The following is a 16,338-nucleotide window of genomic DNA, read 5'->3' on the forward strand; positions in this document are numbered from 1 at the left end:
CGCCACAAGGGGCGATCCAGGGACGAGAGATGCCGCATTCATCGACCGTCAGCACCGCGCACCGGCTTTTCTATCCGGCCGCCGCCATCCATGGCGCGCTGGCGGTCCCGCTGTGGCTGGCCGCGGCCGGCGGCCTGCTGCCGCTCGGCTGGTCACCGGCCGTCCATGCCCATGAGATGGTTGGCGGATATGCCCTGGCAGTGGTCGGCGGCTTCCTGATGACGCGCCTGACGCGGGCGATGCTGGCGGCGGCCTTCCTCGCCTGGCTGGCCGGGCGGCTCGTGCCGCTGGCCGGACCGCCGCTGGCGCTCGCGCTGCCGGTGGCCGCCGCCTATCCGCTCCTGCTGTTCCGGGTTGCCGGGCTGCCCTTCCTGCGCGCCGGCCGGAGCGGTCACAATGCGGTGTTCGGCCCGCTGGTCGGGGCCTTCACCCTCGCGGAGATCCTTTTCCGGCTGCGCTTGTCCGGGATATTGGCCGGGGGGCCGGCGGGCGGCGCCCTGCCGGTGGAGCTTGCGCTGGTCGGCCTGCTGCTGCTGGCGATGGGGGGCCGGGTGATCCCGGCGGCGACCGCCGGGGCCCTGCGCAGCCGGACCCTCGTGCTGGAGCATCGGGTCCAGCCGCGGCTGGAGATGATGTCCATCGCCGGTGCCCTGCTGTACCTGCTGTCGAGCGTGTGCGGGGTCCTGCCGTCGCTGGGGGCTGCCGGCGCCCTGTTCGCGGGGGCTGGCGGGCTCCTGCGGCTTGCCCGTTGGCGGACCCTTCGGCTTTGGCGCGCGCCGGACATCCTTGCCCTGCACCTCGGCTACCTGTTCGTCGGGTCGGGCTGGATCCTGGCCGGAGCCGCGGAGCTCCTCGGCCTGCCGCCGGCTGCGGCGCCGCACCTGCTGGGCATAGGAGGCCTCGGCATCCTGGCGACCGCGATGATGGTGCGGACGACGCTGCAGCGGGAGGCCGAGCCGCCATGGCTTCCCGCCGGTGCCGTCGCCGCGGTTGTCCTGCTGGCGATGGCGGCGATGTTGCGGGTCGCGGCGGCATGGTGGCCGGACTGGCCGCTGCTGGTGGCGTCGGGCACCTCATGGACCGTTGCGCAACTTCTGGTCGCCGTCGTGCTGCTCACCCGTCCCAGGCGCCGTGTCCGGTAAGCGGCAGCGCGGGCATATGCATATTTTTTTGAAAAAACGGTGGACCGACAGATTGTCTCTGGGTGGAACAAGGCCGGTCCGGAGGATATGCTTGGGAAAAATACGCTAGGGGAAGCTTCGCAATGAAAAGACGCTCGTTACTCAAGGCCGCAACCGTGACCGCGGCCGCCGGTGTTCTCGGCTTCCGGCCGTCTATCCTGCGAGCCCAGGCGGCGCCGCTGAAAGTGGCGTTCGTCGGCACCCTGTCCGGACCCGGCGCCGCCCTGGGCAACCATATGCGCGACGGCTGGCTGGCCGGACTGGCGCGGTTGAACAACCAACTCGGCGGCCGGGCGGTCGAGACGCTGGTGGTCGACGACGAACTGAAGCCGGACGTCGCGGTGTCCAAGGTGCGGGCGGCGCTGGAGCGCGACAAGGTGGACTTCGTGGTCGGGGTCGTCTTCAGCAACATGCTCCAGGCGATCCACCGGCCGGTGACCGAAAGCGGGACCTTCCTGGTCACCACCAACGCCGGACCGTCGACCCTTGCCGGAAAGGGGTGCAGCCCCTTCCTGTTCAGCACCTCCTACCAGAACGACCAGCCGCACGCCGCCATGGGGCAGGTGGCCCAGGACGACGGGCACAAGCGGGTCATGGTGCTGGTGCCCAACTACCAGGCGGGCAAGGACGCGGTGGCCGGCTTCAAGAGCCGATACAAGGGCGAGGTCGTCGACGAGCTGTACGTATCGCTGAACCAGCTCGATTTCTCGGCGGAGCTCGCCAAGATCGCCGCGGCGAAGCCGGACGCCATCTTCACCTTCATGCCGGGCGGCCTTGGCGTGAACCTCGTGCGCCAGTATCGCCAGGCCGGGTTGGAGAAGACTCCCTTCCTGTCCGCCTTCACGGTCGACGAGACCACGCTGCCGGCCCAGGGCGATGCGTCGCTCGGCTTCTTCACCGCCTCGACCTGGGCGCCGAACGTCGACAATCCGCACAGCCGCCAGTTCGTTTCGGCCTTCGAGGCCGCGTATGGCTATGTCCCCTCTCTGTTTGCCGCCCACAGCTATGACGCGGCGCATCTGCTGGACGCCGCGATCAAGCGCACCGGCGGCGACGTCGACGACAAGGCGGCGTTGCGGGCCTCACTGGAGAAGGCGGATTTCCCCTCGGTGCGCGGGGCGTTCCGCTTCGGCGCCAACCATTTTCCGGTTCAGGACTTCTGGCTGTGCAAGGCCGCCAAGCGGCCCGACGGCAAGTACCAGACCGAGACGGTGCGCAGGGTCTTGGAGGCCGACACCGACGCCTATGCCGCAAGCTGCCGCCTGAGCTGAGGGGGCGCGGTTGACCTTACTCCTCGTCCAGGTGCTGAACGGGCTGCAGTTCGGCGTTCTCCTGTTCCTCGTCGCCGCCGGACTCAGCCTGGTGTTCGGGGTCATGGATTTCATCAACCTCGCGCATGGCGTCCAGTACATGCTGGGCGCCTATGTCGCGGCGACCTTCGGGTTGTGGCTCGACAGCTTCTGGCTGGGACTGCTGCTGGCGCTGCCGGTGGCGCTGGTGGTCGGGCTGCTGCTGGAATGGCTGGTGTTCCGGCATCTCTACCGGCGGGACCATCTCAGCCAGGTGCTCGCGACCTTCGGCGTCATCCTGACGTTGGATGAGGCGGCGCGGGCGCTGTGGGGGTCGGCGCCGCTGAACGTTCCCCAGCCAGGCGGGCTGCCGGGCGGGATCGAGATCATGGCCGGGCTGAACTATCCAGCCTACCGGCTGGTGATCATCGGCGTCGGCGTCGTCGTTCCGCTGCTGCTCTGGTTCCTGGTGGAGCGGACCCGCATCGGCATGCTGGTCCGGGCGGGCGCCACCAACGCCACCATGGTGTCGGCGCTTGGCGTCGACATCCGGCGGCTGTTCACCCTGGTCTTCGCCTTCGGATCGATGCTGGCGGGCTTCGCCGGGGCACTGGCCAGCCCGGTCTTCCCGGTGGCGCCGGGCATGGGGGAGAACGTCCTCATCCTGTGCTTCGTCGTCATCGTGATCGGTGGCATCGGCTCGATCCGCGGCGCCTTCGCCGCCGCCCTGCTGGTGGGGCTGATCGACACGCTTGGACGGGCGATGCTGCCGGACCTGCTGCGGCTGCTGCTCGATCCGTCGTCCGCGCGCCAGACCGGGGCGGCACTGGCGTCCATGCTGGTCTACATCGTCATGGCCGGCCTGCTGGCCTTCCGGCCGGCCGGGCTGTTCCCAGGGCCGCGGGCATGAGGGCGGCGCTCACCCGCCTGGCGGCGCCCGCGCTCCTCTTCCTGCTGCTGCTGGCCGTTCCGTTCCTCGGCATCGGCGGCGGGTTCGTCCTCGACCTGCTGACACGGGCGATGATCCTCGGAATCGCGGCGGTTAGCCTGTCGCTGCTGGTCGGCGGCGCCGGGCTGGTCAGCCTGGGCCATGCGGCGATGATGGGCATCGGCGCCTATGCCGTCGCCGCGCTCGATGCCGCCGGGATCACCGAGGGGATGATCGTCTTTCCGACGGCGCTCGCCGCCGCCGCACTGTTCGCGCTGGTCACCGGGGCGGTGTCGCTGCGTACCAGCGGCGTCCACTTCATCATGATCACGCTGGCCTTCGGCCAGATGGCGTTCTTCACCGCCTCGTCCTTCTCGTCCCTGGGCGGGGACGACGGCTATACCCTGTATGCGCGCACGGAGATCCTCGGCTCGCCGCTGCTGCAGGACCGCCGCAGCTTCTATCTCGTCTGCCTTGCACTGCTGGCGCTGGTATGGGGCGGCTGCACCGCGATCCTCGGCAGCCGCTTCGGGCGGGTGCTGCGGGCGGCGCGGGAGAACGAGCGGCGGGTGCGCGCCGTCGGCTTCTCCCCCGTCCCATACCGGCTGGTGGCCTACGTGATGGCCGGGGCGGTCGGCGGCCTGGCGGGGGCGCTGCTGGCCAACGCCTCCGAGTTCGTTTCGCCGGCCTCCCTGTCCTGGACGCGGTCCGGCGAGCTGCTGTTCCTGGTCATCCTCGGCGGCCTCGGCCGGCTGCACGGCGCCATCCTGGGAGCGCTGGCCTTCGTGCTGCTCGAGGAATGGCTGTCCCACCTGTTCGTCTACTGGCGGCTGGTCTTCGGCCCGCTCCTGGTCCTCGCGGTCCTGTTCCTGCACGACGGCATCGCCGGCCTTCCCGGAAGCCTGCGGGCCTGGTCGCGCTGGCGGCCGACCTTCTCGAAGCGGAGGAGCGCCGATGCCTGAGCCGCTGCTGGAGTTGCGTGGCCTGTGCAAGAACTACGGTGCCCTCGCCGTGACCGACGACGTCTCGCTCACCGTCCTGCCGCAGGAGATCCACGCGATCATCGGGCCGAACGGTGCCGGCAAGACGACGCTGATCCACCAGATCAGCGGCACGCTGCGCCCCGACCGTGGATCGGTCCTGTTCGCCGGCCGGGACGTCACGGCCCTGCCGGTGGAACGGCGTGCCCGCCTGGGCCTCGCCCGCAGCTTCCAGATCACCAGCATCGTTCCCGGATTCTCGGTGCTGGAGAATGTGGCGCTCGCGGTGCAGGCCCGCAGCGGCTCCTCCTTCCGCTTCCTGCGGCCGGCGGGGAGCGAAGCCGCGATCAACCGCGATGCCCTCGCCGCGCTGGAGGCGGTGGGGCTCGCCGGTGCGGCGGGGCGGATGGCGAACGCCCTGTCCCACGGCGAGAAACGGCAGCTCGAGCTTGCCATCGCCATCGCCATGCGGCCGCGTCTTCTGCTGCTGGACGAGCCGCTGGCCGGTGCCGGCCCCGAGGAGACGGCAAGGCTGATCGGTCTGCTGCGCGACCTGCGGCAACGCTACGGCATCCTGCTGGTCGAGCATGACATGCAGGCGGTGTTCTCGCTCGCGGACCGGATCTCGGTGCTGGTCTACGGCCGGGTCGCCGCCACCGGCACCGCGGCGGAGATCCGCGCCGATCCCGAAGTCCGCAGGGCGTATCTCGGAGAGGATGAGCTGGCGTGATGCTGGAGGTGGGCAATCTGTCGGCCGGATACGGCCAGACCCAGGTGCTGTTCGACGTCTCGCTCGCCATCGGTGCCGGGCAGGTTCTGGCCCTGCTCGGCCGCAACGGCATGGGAAAGACGACGACGGTCAGCACCATCATCGGCATGCTGCCGGCCTGGGGCGGCCGCCTCGCCTTCGACGGCCGGGAGATCGCGGCGTTGCCATCGCACCGGATCGCGCGGCTGGGCATCGGGCTGGTGCCCGAAGGCCGCCAGATCTTCCCGACCCTGACGGTCGAGGAAAATCTGGTGGCGACGGCGTTCGCGCGCGGCCCCGGCGCTCCCCGCTGGACGCTGGAGGCGATCTGGGAGCTGTTCCCGCGCCTGCGGGAGCGTCGGCGCAGCATGGGCAACCGGCTGTCAGGCGGGGAGCAGCAGATGCTGGCGATCGGGCGGGCGCTGATGACGAACCCCCGCCTCCTCGTCCTGGACGAGGCGACGGAGGGTCTGGCACCGCTGATCCGCGCCGAGATCTGGGCCGTGCTCGCGACCTTGAAGCGGGAGGGCCAGTCGATCCTGCTGGTCGACAAGAACCTCTCCGCGGTGCTGCGCCTTGCCGACAAATGCGTCGTCATCGAGAAGGGCTGCACGGTGTGGAGCGGGACCAGCGACGATCTGGCGCGAGATCCCGGCGTCCAGCAGCGGCATCTGCACATCTGACCGGAGGCGTGTGCCGCCCCGGTCAGGCGGCCGGCGACATCAGCGCGTCGACGATGCGGACCAGTTCGACGATCGAGCGCGCCGCCATCTTCCGCATCGCCTGCCCGCGGTGCAGCTTCACCGTCGCCTCGCTGATCCCGAGATCGTCGGCGATCTGCTTGTTGCGGCGGCCGGCCACCACCATCAGGGCGATCTCGCGTTCGCGTGCGGTGAGCGCTTCGAAGCGGGCACGGTGGGTGAGCTGGCCGCGCTCATGGTCGCGGCGGGCGCGATGCGCGGTGACGGCCGCATGTATGGCGTCCAGCAACTGCTGGTGATGGACGGGCTTGGTCAGGAACTCGAAGGCGCCCGCCTTCATGGCGCGGACCGACATCGGCACATCGGCATGGCCGCTGATGAAGATGACCGGCAGGCTGTTCCTGGATTTGGCGAGTTCGATCTGGAAGTCCAGGCCGCTGCGTTCCGGCAACCGCACGTCCAGCACCATGCAGCCGATGTCGATCGGCGGACAGCCGTCGATATACTGCTGAACCGACGCGAAGCTCCGCGCCTGCAGCCCCACCGAGTCCAGCAGTCCCTCGAGCGCTTCGCGAATCGCCTCGTCGTCGTCGATGATGACGACGGTGACGGTGTCCCTGGGCGTCCCGTCCCTGGATCTGGCGTCCATCAGTCTCCCCCGGGCATGACCGGCAGCACGAACTCGAACCGGCTCCCACGCGGTGCCACGGGCTCCGCGGTCAGGCGCCCGCCGTGCAGTTCGACGATCGACCGGCTGATCGACAAGCCCATGCCCAGGCCGTCGGGCTTGGTGCTATACAGTGCCTTGAAGATTGATTCGGTGTCCGATGCCGGAAATCCGATGCCGCTGTCCTCCACCCGGACGTGGATCCGGTTGCCGTCGGCACTGGTGGTGATCCGCAGGCGGCGGTCCGTCAGCTCGGGCGCCGACATCGCCTCGATGGCGTTCATCACGAGGTTCAGGACAAGCTGCTGGAGTTGCACCCGGTCGCCGTGGACCCAGGGCGGGCCGCGGAGAAGGTCGGTTTCCACGCGTATCTGCGCCCGCCGCAACTCTCCCCGGACCAGGCGCAGCGTGTCGGCGATCAGGGCGCTCATGTCCACCCAGCCCGGCGTCGCGGGCGTCCGGCGGGCCAGCGCCTGAATGCTGCGCACCACGTCCCCCGCGCGTTGAGAGTCGCGCACGATGCGATCGACCACGGCCCGGGTCCTGCCGAGATCCGGCTGGGCTTTCGAGAGGTGCTGCAGGCAGGTGCCGGCGTTGGTGATGATCGCCATCAGCGGCTGGTTGACCTCGTGGGCGATGGCGGCGGCGAGTTCTCCCATCATGGTCAGGCGGCCGACATGGGCAACGTCCTCCTGCGCCTTGCGCAGCGCGGCGGCGATCTGCCGGCGCTGGGTCAGGTCGCTGAACACCAGGATGGCACCCGCCACGGTGCCGCGGTCGTCGATGATGGCGGAGCAACGCTCCTCGACGACGATCCCCGTCGCCGTCTTGGCGGCCGTCTCCCTGCCGCGGGGCAGCAGCATCGACAGCCGTTCCGGAGGAGCCATGTCGCCGCTGCGCAGCACCACGGAGGAGAAATCCTCCAGCCGCTCCTGCGTCTCCTCGTCGACCACGATGAACACGGACGACAGCGGCTGGCCGATCGCCTCGGCAGCGGTCCATCCGGTCATCGCCTCAGCCACCCGGTTCATGAACTCGACCCGCCCGCCGCCGTCGCACAGGATGACGCCATCGCGGATGCTGGCCAGCGTGGCGGCATAGCGCCGCTCGCTCATCCGCAGCTTGCTGTCGCTGGAATGCTTGTACAGCGCCATCTGGATGACCGTGCGCATCTGCTGCTCCTGGAACGGCTTCAGCAGATAGCCGAAGGGTTCGGTCAGGCTGGCGCGCTGTACGGTCTCGTCGTTGGCATAGGCGGTCAGGAAGACGATCGGAATCTGGTGGGCGTCGCGGATCCGGCGGGCGGCCTCGATCCCGTCCATCTCCCCTTCGAGGCGGATATCCATCAGGACGAGGTCGGGCTGATGGCGGCAGGCCATCTGGATGGCGCTTTCGCCGGTTGCGGAAGTGCCGACGACCACATGCCCCATTCGTGTGATCTGCTGCTGGATGTCGCGAGCGACGATCCGGTCATCCTCAACAATCAAAATACGGGCCGCGGTCATTCAAATCCTCGGGTTCGGCCCATCAAAGGGAAAGTGACGATGAATTCAGAGCCGGCCGTCGAACTGCATTGCAGGGAACCATGCAGTTGGCTGCTCAAATCATCGACGAGCCTCAGGCCGACCGTGTTCAGCTTATCGATATCATGTTCGGTGGACAAGCCTACTCCGTCGTCCCGCACCGACAGGCGGCAATCCTGCCCATCCGCTGCCAGCCCGATGTGAAGGACGCCGCCGCGCCCGTCCGGAAAAGCGTGCTTCAGCGCGTTCGATACCAGTTCGTTGACGATCAGCCCGCAGGGGATCGCACGGTCGAGGTCGAGTTTCAGGTCGTCGAGTTCGGTGATCAGCCGGACCGGCCCGCTCTGCGCCGCATAGGCTTGCAGGAGATGCGCGCACACCGACTCCAGATGCGCCCGGATCGGCACGCGCGCGAAGCTGCCGAGCCGGTAGAGGCTTTCATGGACCAGCGCCATCGAGTGCACGCGATCGCGGCTGTCTGCGAACAATGCCGCCACCGACTTGTCCGCGATCCGGTTGGCCTGGAGGTTGAGGAGACTGGTCACCAGTTGGAGGTTGTTCTTGACCCGATGATGAACCTCCTTCAACAGGGCTTCCTTCTCCTCCAGCGTCGCCGTCTCCAGGGCCGCCGCGGCCTGTGCGCCGAGGAGGGTCAGCATGTCGATGCGCTTGCGGGTGAAGGCGTGGGTCGCCAGGGTATTTTCGAGGTGCAGCAGCCCGACCACCCGCTTCCGGCGGACCAATGGCATGCAGAGGAGCGAGCGGGCATCCGTATCCTGAAAATACGGGTCGGCGGAGAACGGGCCCGCAGCCCGCGTGTCGTCGACGATCATGGCCTGCCTCTCACGAATGGCGCCGTGGATCATCGAGTGGGGCAGCGGGAAGCGATCTGCATCCTCCCGCACGAGATGGACCGACACGTCGCTGGGACGTGTTGTGGCCTCGGCTTCCACCCTGAGTTGCTCGCCGCGGGCAAGGATCAGCAGTCCGCGGCTGGCTCCGGCATGCTCAAGCACCAGGGTCAGCAGCGTGGCCGTCACTTGTTCGACGCTTGCCTGGTCTGACATCGCCCGCAGGGTTTCCAACAGCGTCGCCAAGCCCGCGCCATCAAAGCCGGCACCCTCGAGGCCGGCGCCGTCCAAGGCGGCAGGCGCAGGGGCGGGCAGGGCGTCTTGCCGGGCGACCGCCAGGACAGGGTGGCGCTGTTCGATCTGCCTGACCTTGGCGGTCGCCCCCCAGCGCCGGTAACAGGTTGCCGCTTCCCGCAGGCAGGCGAGTTCGAGCGTCGGCAGGCCGGACCGGCGATAGAACGCTGCGGCCCGTTCGTTGGCCAGGGCCTCCACTTGTGGCAAAGCGCTGCGCTGCGCCGCCTGCACCGCCCGGTCGAAACCGCGCATCGCGTCCTCGGACCGGCCTTCCAGCCGTGCCGCTTCGGCCTCGAGGAGGGCGAAGCGCGCCTCGAAGCCGTCTGGATTGTTGCCCGCCCAGTCCCGCAGCTGGTCGCGGTGGTGGAGAAGGGCAAGGGAGTGGCGGTGCCATTCGCCGCCCGCGCTCTCGTCCATCAGCGCCGCCCGCGCCACACCGGCATGGAAATGATACTCCACCATCTCAAGATGGCCCGAGGTGGTCCACAGCAGACCCTCGGCCCGTTCGGCCGCCAGGACGGCCGCAGCCATGTCTCCGGCGATGCAGGAGAGCTGAAGGCTGCGGATCCAGTGCCAGCAGATGGCGATGTCCAGGCTGCGGTTGGCAAGCAGCCTGGCCTCGAAGGCGGCATTGTCGAAGTCGAGCCCGTCGAGCGAGCCGAGCGCATCGGTCTGGCCGCGCAAGGCGCGAAGCATCCGGATCTGCGTGGTCAGGATGTCGGCGCACAGGCCGAACCTGACCTGCCGGACATAGGCCAGGCGGGTTTCCGCGGTCTGCTGTACGGTTTCCAACGGATCACCGCTCGCCAGCATGCTGGTGACGAGCGTGACGCTGGTGAATCCGCCATAGGTCACGTCGCCGGTCTCGCGCGCCTCCTCGAACGCGCGCAGGAGGAGCCGCCGCTCGCTGCGGGCATCGCGTGTCCAGGGCACCACATGATAGGCGAAGGTCATCAGCACCCGCGCCCGGTAGCGCCCGAGCCCGTGGCGCTCCGCCAGTTCGAAGCCGAGGCGCCCGAAGGCGTAGCCTGCGGCATAATCGCCGAAATAGGGGCCGGCGACCATCCCGAGATAGGCGAAGCCCAGGGCGGAGGCGTCGGTGGCGCCATGGCCGAGCGACAGGTTCGCCATCCGGCACAGGATCAGGCAGACGAGATTGTGGTCGCTGAAGAAGGCCGGAGGGAGGGCGGCCGCCAGGACGTCCAGGGTCGCACGGCTCGCGGGATCCGCGGCGGCGGGCAGGTCGGTCAGTGACAGGATGGGCCGCACGCCGATGGCAGACTGCAACACCCTGTACTCGCGCTTGGCGAGTTCGGGCGGCGGATGGGGGGGCCAATCGACGCCAGTGTCGCGGAGATAGGAAAGGCAGCTTTCGATCGCCCGGTCGCTGCGATCGATCGCCGTATAGATCGTCACGAGGAGCGCCGTGATGGCCGCGCGGTCGGTCGGATCCTCGGCCCGCCCGATCAGGTCGATGAGATGGCGCTCCGCTGCGTCGAGGTCACCGTTCAGGAACTCGCATTCGGCACGCAAACGTTCCAGGTCGAAGCGCAGGCGATGCCTCTCCACGCCTTGGGCCTCGGCGAGCAGCGACAGGCCTGTCTGGACATAGGTCAGGGCCGATCCATGGGCGCTTGCGGCCTTGGCCCGCTGACCGGCCGCCAGATACAGGGCCGCGACCTGCTCCCGTTCCTCGCGGGATTCGATCAGGGAGAGGCATTGGTCATACTGGCCGACCATTTCGAACAGGCGGTCGCCGCCGGCATCGTCCGGTACGCCGCCGTGCACGGCCCCGGCGGTATCGGCATGCAGGGCACGGGCGATGTCGAGATGCAGGGACCGCCGCTCGTCTTCGGGGACGAGAGCATAGGCGCCCTCCTGGACACGGTCGTGGAGAAAGCGATAGTCATCCCCGGTCCGCATCAGCAGGCCGTCGGCCACCGCCCGGTCCAGGAAGCGTTCGACGTCGCCGGGCGGCATGCCGCTGGCAAGCGCAAGGGTGGAGAGCCTGCTGCCGCTGCCGAGGCAGGCGAGACGGACCAGCAGGCATCGGGTTTCCCGTGGGAGCGGGACGAGGCGCTCCGTCATCAGCGTGGCGATGTCGTCGCTCTGGCGTACCGTCTCGATGGCGAGCAGATCCCAGGTCCAGCAACCGGTCGCACGGTCGAAGCCCAGCCATCCGGAGCGCTCCAGCGCCGCAAGAAGCTGCGAGGCGAAGAAGGCGTTGCCGCCGGTCCTGTCGTGCAGCAGCCCGGCCAGCGGTGCGGCGTCCTCTGGCTGGCGGTCCAGGCTGTCGGCGACCAACTGCCGGAGTTCGGCGGGCGAGAGCGGCGAAAGGCCGATCTCCTCGATGTCGATGTCTCGGTCGGCAGCACGCACCCGGTCGATCAGTGTCGCCAAGGGGTGGCCGGGCCCGACCTCGTCGCTTCGGTATGCCCCGATCAGCAGGAGATGCCCGAGGCCGCCGGATGCCAGCAGCCGGTCCAGCAGGTCGAGCGTGGCTCGGTCCAGCCATTGAAGGTCGTCGAGGACCAGGGCAAGCGGATGGTCGGGGCGGGCGAAGACCTGGAGGACCCGCCGGAACAGCAGGTCGAAGCGGTGCTGCGCTTCTCGCGGCGGCAGTGCCGCGACCGCCGGTTGCTCGCCGATCAGAAGCGTAAGGTTCGGGATGAGGCCCGTCATCAACGCCCCGTTGGTCCCCACCGCCTCGCGCAGCTCGCGCCGCCAATGATCCTGGTGCACGGTCGGCAAACCCAGGATCCCGCCGACCAGCGATCGGAAGGCGTCCGACAGGCTGGCGTAGGGAAGGTCGCGCCTGCCCTGGTCGAACTTGCCGGCGGCGAATACCCCGCGCGGCGGCAGCACCTGCATCTGCAGCGTCCGGACGAGCGCCGATTTTCCGATGCCCGATTCGCCGGCAACCAGCACCACGCCCATCCGGCCATGGTCGGCGACCCGCTGGAAGGCGGCGAGCAGGGTTGCGGCCGGCTGCTCGCGTCCGTACAGCACCGGTGGCGGGCACAATCCTTCCGGCTCATCGCGCTGGCCGATCGGAAAGACCGGAACATGTCCCTGGATCTCCCAGAGCCGCAGGGCGTCCGAGAGATCGCGCAGCAACCCGTCCGCGCTCTGGTATCGGTCCTCCGCCGGCTTGGCGAGCAGCCGGAGCAGGATGTCGCAGAGAACGGGCGCCAGCCGGGGCGCATGCACCGCCGGCGGAACCGGTGCACGGGTGAGGTGGCAATGGACCCATTCCGCGTCGTCGTTGGCCGTGAATGGGAGCGTTCCGGCGAGCAGTTCGTAGAGTACGACGCCCAGCGCATAAAGGTCGCTTCGCCTGTCCACCGGCCGGTTCATCCGGCCGGTCTGCTCCGGCGCCATATAGGCGGGCTGGTGGCGGCGTTCTGATGCCGCCGCGGCCTCCGGGAGTGGGGTGGCCGGCATCGGGCCGGCAAGGCCGAAGCCGGTCAGCCGCACCGTCAGGTCCTCCCCGACGAGCAGGTTGAATGGCCGCAGGTCGCGGTGCAGCAATCTGTGGCGATGCAGGTGCGCCACCGCCTCGGTGATGCGTACGGCAAGGATGAGCCGCCGGTGGAGCGTCCAGGTCGAGACCGCGAGGGCGCTCAGCGGCTGCCCGCCGGGATCGGCCATCATCAACACCGCGGCGGGCTCCATGGCGGCCAGCGGCGGAACGGCCTCCGCCGGTCGGAGAAGGAGGTCGAGCGGCTTGACCGCCCAGGCTGGATCCAGCCGTTGGGCGAGGTCGTGCTCCCGTTGCAGGAGCGGCTGTGCCGACCGGAGCCGGCCGTCCGGCGCGGCCATCCTGAACAGGATCGGAAAAGGCTGGTCGGCGCGCGTCACGCGCAGCAGGCGTGTTTCGCCGTCGGTTGCGAGAACTGTCGCGCAGGGACCCGTTTCCGCCAGGTCATTGGTCTTCATGCCCATACCGCCAGCCGCCCTCGCAGAGCCTTTCACGCCGTTCCGCCACCGGTGCCGGGGCACGCCCTGCGGAAGCCCGCCGGCACACGCCGTCCGACAGCAGGAGGGTCGTCGGGACTTTCGGCGTTTTCCAGGAGCATGTGAGCACCGGACAGGGGCGCCGTCCAGGGTGAAAGGCCGTTTCCAGCCAAGGGGTTGGAAGGTCCTAGACCAAAGTCTAGGATGGCTCCCCCTAGTCACTATGAAGTCAAATCTGCGTCTAGTGGTTTTTCCCGGCCGCCCGCAGCTATCCTGCGTCACATGGAAGCAGCCGATAGCAACCCCTTGACTTGGTCGCTCGGCTGCCTCGCGTGCCGGCTCCGGCACGGCAGAAGACTCCGGCCGGATGAACGGCCGGATGCTGCAGGCGGTGACAGGGACGCCGTTGGAGCCGGCTGCCGATGGGCAAGCCAAGGGAGACCACAATGGCACGAGCCGTTGTAAGCAACATCGACCTGGACTTCATCCCGACCCGGGATCGGCCGAAGGTGCTGGTTCGGAGCATTGCGGCCGGATCGGTGGGCATCGCACGCGTGCGGTGCGACAGCGACGGGCTCGGGCCTTTCGCCAGCCCGATGATCGAGGACGCCTTCCTCATCAGTCATCACCTCTCAAATTTCCAGTCCGACGTCTGGGTCGACGGCAAGCCGGTGCCCAAGCCGCGCCATATCGCCGGGCTGACCAGCATCCACGACTTCCGCCGACGCATCGCATGCACCATGCACACGGCCTTCGACACGATGACGTTCCATCTGCCGCGCTCCACGCTGGACATCGTGTTGCCGGAGTGCCGGATGGAGAGGCTGGAGGATCTTTCGATCCAGCCCAGCCGTCCGGTCGATGACCCGGCGATCACGGCGCTGGCCGCGGCCATGCTGCCGGCGCTGACCATGCCGGAGCGGATCAGCGCGCTGCTGCTCGACCATCTCGCCTGCGCGCTGGTGACCCACCTGGCAAGCACCTACGGCCGGCTGTCGACCGGCCGGAGCGGCGGAACCCTGGCACCCTGGCAGGAGCGGCGGGTGAAGGACATGATCTCCGCCCGGCTGAACGGCGACATCCGCCTGTCGGACCTTGCGGCCGAGTGCCGGCTGTCGGTGGGCCATTTCGTCCGTGCCTTCCGCAACACCACCGACACCACCCCGCACCAATGGCTGCTGCATCGCCGGGTCGACCACGCCAAGGCGCTGATGAAGGATCCGGGCCGGACGCTCGCCGACATCGCGCTTGACTGCGGCTTCGCCGACCAGAGCCATTTCACCCGCACCTTCAGCCGGATCGCCGGCGTCACGCCGCGCGTGTGGCGGCACCGCAACGCCGTCTCCTGCGATGGGCCGGCCGGCGACAGGGGAGTGGGGCTGGCTGCCGGGCAGTTCGTCTGACCTGTTCAGAACCTCCAGACCAGCGGGATCAGCAGCGAGCCGGCCAGGATGACCAGCAGGTCCAGCCCCAGCCCCAGCCGGGCGAAATCGGCGAAGCGGTAGCCGCCGATCCCCATCACCAGGGTGTTGTTGTGATGGCCGAACGGGGTGAGGAAGTCGCAGGACGCCCCGATGGCGACCGCGATGAGGAAGGGGTCGGGCGAGACGCCCAGCCCGTTGGCGAGGCCGAGGGCGACCGGTGACATCACGACCACCGTCGCCGGGTTGTTCAGCACCGGCGTCAGCAGCATGGTGATCCCCAGCAGCAGGGTCAGCATGGCGTGCGGACCGGAGCCGCCGGCTCCGTGGAGCAGGAGGGCGGCGATCTGCCCGGCGGTGCCGGTGTTCTGCAGGGCATCGCCCAGCGGGATGACGGCGGCGAGCAGAACGATCACCGGCCAGTCTATCGCCTCGTAGATCTCGGGCGGGCGCAGGCAGCGCGCCGCCACCAGCACCAGCACGCCGATGCTGAACACCACGGCTATCGGCCCGATCTCCAGCGCGGCCAGCAGAACGGCGACGATGAAGACCAGGGCGGCGATCGCGGCCCTGCGCGGCGGCAGTTCGGCACCATGCCGGCTCGCGTCGCCGCTTCCGCGGTCGGCGAGAAGGAGGCAGCCCAGGTCGGCGGCGGCGGTGCGGACGGCCTCCGGTTCGCCATGCAGCAACAGAACATCGCCGACGGAGAGCGACGCGTCCGCCAGCCGTCCTTCCGCCCGCCGCTGCTGGCGCATCGCCGCGACCAGGGTGACACCGAAACGGCCCTCCAGATCGAGGGTCGCGGCACAGCTTCCCTGGATGATGGCATTCGGTGCGACCACCGCCTCGACCTCGACACCGTCGGCCGTTCCGGCGCCTGGCGGTATCAGGCCGTCAGAGGCGGCGAGCGCCGGGAGCGCCGCCACCCCCACCCGAAGCAGCAGGATGTCGTGCGCCTGCAGCGCCTGCTCGGCCATCCGGCCGAACAGGCGGCGCCCGCAGCGGAGGATGCCGTAGACCCGGGCGTTGCGCTCCCGCTCCAACTGCGCGACCGGCCGCCCGACGAACGGCGAGGATGGCGCCACCACCAGTTCGGTGTCGTAGAGCGGCGCATCATCGGCCGCTTCCCCGTCGTTGGCTTCCTGCGCGACCTTCCGACCGGTTCCGGCCGGTGGACGCAGGACCCGGACGGCGACGGCCAGATAGCAGACCCCCAGGAGCGTCAGCGGGGCGGCGACCGGGGTGAAGGCGAACATCCCGAACGGCTCGCCCGTCGTGCCGGCCCGGACGCGGGAGACCAGGAGGTTGGCGGGCGTGCCGATCAGCGTCACCATTCCGCCCAGGAGGGTCGCATAGGACAGCGGCATCAGGTAGAGGGCCGGCGAGCGGCCATACCGCCTGGCGGCCCATAAGGCGACCGGCATGAAGAGGGCCAGCGCGCCGATGTTGTTCATGAAGGCCGAGGCCAGCGCCGCCAGCCCGCACAGCACCAGAAGCTGCCCGGTCAGGCCGGAGACGCCGCCCAGCAGCCGTTCCGCCACGGCGTCGAACCGGTTGGACCGCGTGAGGGTGCGCGACAGCACCAGCACGCCGGCCACCGTGACCACCGCCGGGTTGGCGAAGCCGGCGAAGGCCGCCTCCGCCGGAACCAAGCGCAGCGCGACGGCGGTCATCAGCCCGGCCATCGCCACGATGTCGTAGCGCCAGCGGCCGGCGACGAAGCCGGCCAGCATCGCCACGAGGATGGCGGACAACGCCGCCTGGTCGAACCCCATCACCCCTTATCCGTCTGGCCGAA

At 69.2% G+C, this 16,338-nt stretch carries 10 protein-coding genes, 1 tRNA gene and 1 pseudogene; 7 read left to right on the plus strand and 5 right to left on the minus strand.

Features of this window, described 5'->3' with window-relative positions; genetic code table 11:
* Positions 1-29 precede the first annotated feature (29 nt).
* The 6 genes from J2850_RS19235 to J2850_RS19260 all read left to right on the plus strand — a co-directional run bounded on the left by J2850_RS19235 (position 30) and on the right by J2850_RS19260 (position 5,809).
* Positions 30-1,142 (plus strand): NnrS family protein, encoded by a 1,113-nt coding sequence (locus J2850_RS19235; RefSeq protein WP_209984826.1) that lies wholly within the window; start codon positions 30-32, stop codon positions 1,140-1,142.
* Positions 1,143-1,297: 155 nt separating this feature from the next.
* Complete coding sequence (locus tag J2850_RS19240) at positions 1,298-2,452, plus strand: ABC transporter substrate-binding protein (protein ID WP_307354458.1); 1,155 nt, start codon at positions 1,298-1,300, stop codon at positions 2,450-2,452.
* 10 nt (positions 2,453-2,462) lie between these two features.
* Positions 2,463-3,380 (plus strand): branched-chain amino acid ABC transporter permease, encoded by a 918-nt coding sequence (locus J2850_RS19245; protein WP_209984829.1) that lies wholly within the window; start codon positions 2,463-2,465, stop codon positions 3,378-3,380.
* Entirely contained in the window at positions 3,377-4,360 is a 984-nt protein-coding gene (locus J2850_RS19250; RefSeq protein WP_209984831.1) for a branched-chain amino acid ABC transporter permease, read from the plus strand. Before J2850_RS19245 ends, J2850_RS19250 begins: the two co-directional genes overlap by 4 nt.
* Positions 4,353-5,108, plus strand: a complete 756-nt coding sequence (locus J2850_RS19255) for an ABC transporter ATP-binding protein (protein ID WP_209984833.1) — start codon at positions 4,353-4,355, stop codon at positions 5,106-5,108. The genes J2850_RS19250 and J2850_RS19255 overlap by 8 nt, the downstream gene beginning before the upstream one ends.
* Positions 5,108-5,809, plus strand: a complete 702-nt coding sequence (locus tag J2850_RS19260; protein WP_209985049.1) for an ABC transporter ATP-binding protein — start codon at positions 5,108-5,110, stop codon at positions 5,807-5,809. Before J2850_RS19255 ends, J2850_RS19260 begins: the two co-directional genes overlap by 1 nt.
* A gap of 22 nt (positions 5,810-5,831) precedes the next feature.
* Here the strand turns inward: J2850_RS19260 and J2850_RS19265 are convergent, their stop codons facing one another.
* The 4 genes and pseudogenes from J2850_RS19265 to J2850_RS19290 all read right to left on the minus strand — a co-directional run bounded on the left by J2850_RS19265 (position 5,832) and on the right by J2850_RS19290 (position 13,101).
* The gene (locus J2850_RS19265; protein WP_209984834.1) at positions 5,832-6,476 is read right to left on the minus strand and encodes a response regulator transcription factor; all 645 of its coding nucleotides are present in this window, start codon (positions 6,474-6,476) and stop codon (positions 5,832-5,834) included.
* A gap of 10 nt (positions 6,477-6,486) precedes the next feature.
* Positions 6,487-6,596 (minus strand) — tRNA-Arg (locus tag J2850_RS19270).
* Positions 6,554-7,999: pseudogene (locus tag J2850_RS32340) on the minus strand (ATP-binding response regulator); the annotation flags it as partial. The pseudogene J2850_RS32340 and the gene J2850_RS19270, both read right to left, overlap by 43 nt.
* Positions 7,996-13,101 (minus strand): AAA family ATPase, encoded by a 5,106-nt coding sequence (locus J2850_RS19290; RefSeq protein ID WP_246513233.1) that lies wholly within the window; start codon positions 13,099-13,101, stop codon positions 7,996-7,998. The pseudogene J2850_RS32340 and the gene J2850_RS19290, both read right to left, overlap by 4 nt.
* 464 nt (positions 13,102-13,565) lie before the next feature.
* Between J2850_RS19290 and J2850_RS19295 the strand changes: the two genes are divergently transcribed.
* Positions 13,566-14,522: a helix-turn-helix transcriptional regulator gene (locus J2850_RS19295; protein ID WP_209984838.1), complete on the plus strand. Its 957-nt coding sequence runs from the start codon at positions 13,566-13,568 to the stop codon at positions 14,520-14,522.
* 5 nt (positions 14,523-14,527) lie between these two features.
* Here J2850_RS19295 and J2850_RS19300 read toward each other — a convergent pair whose 3' ends face one another.
* Positions 14,528-16,315 carry an SLC13 family permease gene (locus J2850_RS19300; RefSeq protein ID WP_209984840.1) on the minus strand — a complete coding sequence of 596 codons (1,788 nt, stop codon included), beginning with the start codon at positions 16,313-16,315 and terminating at the stop codon, positions 14,528-14,530.
* Positions 16,316-16,338 lie beyond the last annotated feature (23 nt).

It is taken from the genome of Azospirillum picis (assembly GCF_017876115.1).
Classification (GTDB): domain Bacteria; phylum Pseudomonadota; class Alphaproteobacteria; order Azospirillales; family Azospirillaceae; genus Azospirillum; species Azospirillum picis.

Excerpts from the sequence above, each read along its gene's own strand:
- J2850_RS19300 (WP_209984840.1), bottom strand. The coding sequence starts at position 16,315 with ATGGGGTTCGACCAGGCGGCGTTGTCCGCCATCCTCGTGGCGATGCTG.
- J2850_RS19260 (WP_209985049.1), top strand. The coding sequence starts at position 5,108 with ATGCTGGAGGTGGGCAATCTGTCGGCCGGATACGGCCAGACCCAGGTG.
- J2850_RS19250 (WP_209984831.1), top strand. The coding sequence starts at position 3,377 with ATGAGGGCGGCGCTCACCCGCCTGGCGGCGCCCGCGCTCCTCTTCCTG.
- J2850_RS19295 (WP_209984838.1), top strand. The coding sequence starts at position 13,566 with ATGGCACGAGCCGTTGTAAGCAACATCGACCTGGACTTCATCCCGACC.
- J2850_RS19265 (WP_209984834.1), bottom strand. The coding sequence starts at position 6,476 with ATGGACGCCAGATCCAGGGACGGGACGCCCAGGGACACCGTCACCGTC.
- J2850_RS19255 (WP_209984833.1), top strand. The coding sequence starts at position 4,353 with ATGCCTGAGCCGCTGCTGGAGTTGCGTGGCCTGTGCAAGAACTACGGT.
- J2850_RS19290 (WP_246513233.1), bottom strand. The coding sequence starts at position 13,101 with ATGAAGACCAATGACCTGGCGGAAACGGGTCCCTGCGCGACAGTTCTC.
- J2850_RS19235 (WP_209984826.1), top strand. The coding sequence starts at position 30 with ATGCCGCATTCATCGACCGTCAGCACCGCGCACCGGCTTTTCTATCCG.